Raw genomic sequence first — 4,085 nt, forward strand, 5'->3', positions numbered from 1 at the left:
ATATAGGCCAGCGCGGCGTACCACTTGTAATCAAACAAACGCGCCTCCTGGTCCAACGCGGCATCGGGCCAGCGGATGTGCAAGCCACCCGGGGGCATGGCGAAGTCGGCGGGGAGTTTGATCTGCACGCGATGCGGGTCGACCACGACGGTGGCGCTGGACTCGACGATTTCCTGGATCGTTTTCATGCCGGCCCACACGCCGCTGAAGCGGCTCATCGCAAACGCGTGGATGCCCAAGTCCAAAATTTCCTGCGCTGAGGCCGGAAAAAACACCGGTGTGCCGCACGCTTTGAAAATATGGTCGCTCTGGTGCACGGCGGTGCTGCTTTTGGCAAGATGGTCGTCACCGGCCACCGCGATCACCCCGCCCCATGGTGTGGTACCGGCCATGTTGGCGTGCTTGAACACGTCCGAGCAACGGTCCACGCCCGGGCCTTTGCCGTACCAAATACCGAACACGCCATCGAATTTGTTGGAGCCTGGGGGTGCAAATCCCAGCTGCTGCGTGCCCCACAAAGCGGTGGCGGCCAGTTCTTCGTTGACACCGGGCTGGAACACGATGTGCTGCGCTTGCAAATGCTTGCGTGCGCTCCACAAGGCTTGGTCGTAGTTGCCCAAAGGCGAGCCACGGTAGCCGCTGATGAATCCAGCGGTGTTTTTGCCAGCCAACTGGTCGCGCTGGCGTTGCAACATGGGCAAACGCACCAAGGCTTGCACGCCACTCATGAACGCACGGCCTTGCTCAAGGGTATATTTATCGTCGAGCTGAACGGTTTCCAGGGCTTTGCGTATGTGTTCGGGCAGGGGCGCGTTCATGGGTACTCCAACTTCTGTCAGTGAGCGGTCAGTTTAGCCGTTCGTCACCTTTCCTGTCATTCGGGCTGTCCCTTGTGTTTGACAGGCTGAAACCGGGCTTTGGGCGGCACTTGAATCGCCCGAAACCCCAGCAGGCCGCCAGCGATGGGCCTCAGGACACGCCGTAACGGTCGCGGTAGGCTTGTACGGCAGGTAAATGCTGGGTCATGCCGTTATCGGTCTGTGCATCAAGATAACCCAACAAATCACTGAGTTGTGCCACGGCACACACTTTCAAACCCAAGGTGTCTCGCACATACTGCACTGCGCTGTGCGCCAAGTCTTTGACCGAACCATCAACCGCCGCTTCGGTCGCCATTTCCTGGCGGTCCAAGGCAATCGCCACGCCGTATGCCGTGGCTCCGGCTTGTTGTATCAAGGCAATCGATTCACGCACCGCCGTACCCGCGCTCATCACATCGTCGACGATCAACACCCGGCCCTTGAGTGGCGCACCGACCAATGTGCCGCCCTCGCCGTGGTCCTTGGCTTCCTTGCGGTTGTAGGCAAACGGGAAGTTATGACCGAGTCGTGCCAACTCAATCGCCACCGCCGCGCCCAGCGGAATGCCTTTGTACGCCGGGCCAAAAATCATGTCGAACTGCAAACCGGACTGCACCAGCGCCTGTGCATAAAAGCCAGCCAAACGACTGAGCTTGGTGCCATCGTCAAACAAACCGGCATTGAAAAAGTAAGGCGATATACGCCCGGCCTTGGTTTTAAAGCTGCCGAATTTGAGAACGCCCGATTCCAGCGAGAATTGAATGAACGCTTGCGCCAGCGTGTGGTCTGGCGTATGGTGCAAAGACATGGGGGAATTCCTTGTTCAAACTCAGCAGCCTCAACCTGAACGGCATACGTTCAGCCAGCAGCAAAGGGCTGGAACACTGGCTTGCTGCAAGCTCGCTGGATTGTATGTGTGTGCAAGAAGTCAAGGCACAAGAAGCCGACTTGATCGGCAAGTTTGAATCCTTGGCGGGCCTTGGCGGCTATTTCCATTGCGCCGAGAAAAAAGGCTATGCCGGTGTCGGCATGTACACCCGCTTTGAGCCCAGCCACGTGATCCAAGGTTTTGACGGTGGCGAATTCGACGCCGAAGGCCGCTATCTGGAATTGCGGTTCGACACACCCATGCGCAAGCTGTCGCTGATCAGCAGTTACTTCCCCAGCGGCGCCTCTGGCCCAGAGCGTCAGGAAGCAAAATTCCGATTCCTCGATGTCATTTACCCGCACCTGATGGCATTGAAAAAAGGCCGCGAATTGATTTTGTGCGGCGACATCAATATCGCGCACCAGCAGATTGATTTGAAAAATTGGCGTAGCAACCAAAAGAACAGTGGCTTTTTGCCCGAAGAACGCGCGTGGATGAGCACGTTGTTGGCCGACGGCGGCATGGTCGATGTGTACCGACGACTTCACCCGGACACAACTGACACTTGCTACACATGGTGGAGCAACCGAGGCCAAGCGTATGCAAACAACGTCGGCTGGCGTTTGGACTACCACTTGGCCACGCCTGCCTTGGCCGAGACCGCACGTTCAGTGTCTATTTACAAAGACGAAAAGTTTTCTGACCATGCGCCGATCACGGTCAGTTATGACATGAATTTATGATGCAGTTGCACACATGAGCGCACCTGTCTTCACCATCCCCGACCACGAAGTGGAATTGAGCGCGATTCGCGCTCAAGGTGCAGGCGGCCAGCATGTGAACAAAGTGTCAAGTGCTGTGCATTTGCGTTTTGACATACGCGCTTCATCGTTGCCGGAAGAGGTGAAAGAGAAATTGCTGGCTATGTCAGACCAGCGCATCACGGCTGATGGTGTGGTTGTCATCAAAGCGCAAAACTCGCGCAGCCAAGAGGGCAACCGAATAGACGCCATGGCTCGTTTGCATGAACTCGTGGCGCTGGCGGCCAAACCGGTGAAACCACGCCGCGCCACCAAGCCAACGTTCAGCGCACGCATGCAACGCGTGGACAGCAAAGTTTTGCGCGGCCAGACCAAGGCCTTGCGCGGCAAAGTCACGGACTGATTAGACGTTATGCATCTGCGTTTTCACTTTGCTTTATGTTTCAGTTTGAGCAACATAGTTAAAGGTTTGACATGTTAGATGTCTTGATCATCGGCGCGGGTTTGTCTGGCATAGGCGCGGCGCGGCATTTGCAAAAACAATGTTCGGACAAACACTGGCGCATCTGGGAAGCGCGCAGTGCCATCGGTGGCACCTGGGATATTTTTCGCTACCCCGGCGTGCGCTCGGACTCGGACATGCACACACTCGGCTATGCGTTCAAGCCTTGGCGAGGCACGCAAGCCATGGCCGACGGGCCGTCCATTCTTTCCTATATTCGCGAAGCCGCAAGTGAAACTGGTGTTGCGCAATATATCGATTTTGAGCATCGTGTGGTCAGCGCGGATTGGTCCTCAGAAAACGCTTGCTGGCGCGTGACCGCGCAAGTGGCTGATGGCAGCACACGCGTGCAAGAGGCACGTTTTTTGTACATGTGTGGCGGCTACTACAGCTATGCGCGAGGGCATCAACCGCATTTTGAGGGTCAAGAGAATTTCAAAGGTGCGTTGGTCTACCCGCAGTTTTGGCCCGAAGGTTTGTCTTATGCAGACAAGCGCGTGGTGGTGATTGGCAGCGGCGCCACAGCCGTCACCATCGTGCCTGCCATGGCCAAAGACGCATCGCATGTGAGCATGTTGCAGCGCTCGCCCTCGTATGTGGTGACCCGCCCCGCGCAAGAAACAGTGGGCGTGTGGCTAGACCGGTTTTTGCCGTTTGATTTGGGCTACCGGTTTGTGCGCTGGCGCAACATAGTGCAAGGCATTTTGTATTTTCAGCTTGCCAGACGCAAACCGCTGTTCTTTAAAAACTATTTGATCAGCATGGTGAAGAAGGCGTTGGGTCGCGGGTTTGATGTGAAGACACATTTCACGCCAAGCTATGCACCCTGGGACCAGCGTGTGTGCGCTATGCCTGATGGCGATTTGTTCAAACAGATTCGCCAAGGCAAAGTGACTGTGGTCACTGGTCATATTGCGCGGTTTGATGTTGAGGGCATCACCCTACAAGACGGCAGTTCTTTGAAAGCAGACATTGTGGTGGTCGCCACCGGTTTGCAACTCAATGTATTGGCAGATGTGGCCATTCGTGTGGACGGACAAGCGTTTGTTGCAGGCGATGCGCTGGCCTACAAAGGCATGATGCTCTCGGACTTG

General features: G+C 56.2%; 4 protein-coding genes and 1 pseudogene. 3 read left to right on the top strand and 2 right to left on the bottom strand.

Annotated elements, in window-relative coordinates; translation table 11 throughout:
* Positions 1-818: pseudogene (locus tag AC9UG7_RS11205) on the bottom strand (indolepyruvate ferredoxin oxidoreductase family protein); the annotation flags it as partial.
* A gap of 151 nt (positions 819-969) precedes the next feature.
* Positions 970-1,668: an orotate phosphoribosyltransferase gene (pyrE, locus tag AC9UG7_RS11210; protein WP_509587745.1), complete on the bottom strand. Its 699-nt coding sequence runs from the start codon at positions 1,666-1,668 to the stop codon at positions 970-972.
* 11 nt (positions 1,669-1,679) lie between these two features.
* Here pyrE and AC9UG7_RS11215 point away from each other — a divergent pair, with 11 nt between their 5' ends.
* From AC9UG7_RS11215 to AC9UG7_RS11225, 3 genes are all read left to right on the top strand, one after another.
* Positions 1,680-2,471 carry an exodeoxyribonuclease III gene (locus AC9UG7_RS11215; RefSeq protein ID WP_509587746.1) on the top strand — a complete coding sequence of 264 codons (792 nt, stop codon included), beginning with the start codon at positions 1,680-1,682 and terminating at the stop codon, positions 2,469-2,471.
* 13 nt (positions 2,472-2,484) lie between these two features.
* The gene (gene arfB / locus AC9UG7_RS11220; RefSeq protein ID WP_509587748.1) at positions 2,485-2,892 is read left to right on the top strand and encodes an alternative ribosome rescue aminoacyl-tRNA hydrolase ArfB; all 408 of its coding nucleotides are present in this window, start codon (positions 2,485-2,487) and stop codon (positions 2,890-2,892) included.
* A 71-nt stretch (positions 2,893-2,963) separates the two neighbouring features.
* A partial coding sequence (locus AC9UG7_RS11225) for a flavin-containing monooxygenase (RefSeq protein WP_509587750.1) occupies positions 2,964-4,085 on the top strand: 1,122 nt, incomplete at its 3' end.

The sequence above is a fragment of the Limnohabitans sp. genome (assembly GCF_046052765.1).
In the GTDB taxonomy this organism is placed as follows: domain Bacteria; phylum Pseudomonadota; class Gammaproteobacteria; order Burkholderiales; family Burkholderiaceae_C; genus Limnohabitans.

Bases quoted from the DNA above. Each gene is read 5' to 3' on its own strand.
- pyrE (WP_509587745.1), bottom strand. From the start codon at position 1,668: ATGTCTTTGCACCATACGCCAGACCACACGCTGGCGCAAGCGTTCATT.
- arfB (WP_509587748.1), top strand. From the start codon at position 2,485: ATGAGCGCACCTGTCTTCACCATCCCCGACCACGAAGTGGAATTGAGC.